1 protein-coding gene is annotated in these 237 nt (G+C 67.1%); it reads right to left on the bottom strand.

Annotated elements, in window-relative coordinates; translation table 11 throughout:
- A partial coding sequence (locus SB753_RS41275) for a chemotaxis protein CheB (RefSeq protein ID WP_410805714.1) occupies positions 1-236 on the bottom strand: 236 nt, incomplete at its 3' end.
- Position 237: the final 1 nt, after the last annotated feature.

Here is a 237-nt window from a genome sequence, read left to right as displayed (position 1 = left end):
GCGCTCTCCGGCATCTCCGGATACTCGGCGTCGTCGGGAGTCTGGGCGAGCGTAATACCACCGCACTCCTTGATCCGGCCAATCCCAACTGTCCCGTCGCTACCCGTGCCTGACAGGATGATGCTCATGGCGCGCGCGCCGTGGGCGTCGGCAAGGCTACGGAAAAACCGGCCGATCGCCACTGGCGGACGACCCTGGCGTTCGGCCCGTGTCACCCGCAGGTGTCCGTCTGCCATC

This window comes from Paraburkholderia sp. SIMBA_053, assembly GCF_046534895.1.
Classification (GTDB): domain Bacteria; phylum Pseudomonadota; class Gammaproteobacteria; order Burkholderiales; family Burkholderiaceae; genus Paraburkholderia; species Paraburkholderia caledonica.
Note: the sequence above shows the minus strand (reverse complement) of the source record. Positions and strands in the feature narration are given on the sequence as shown.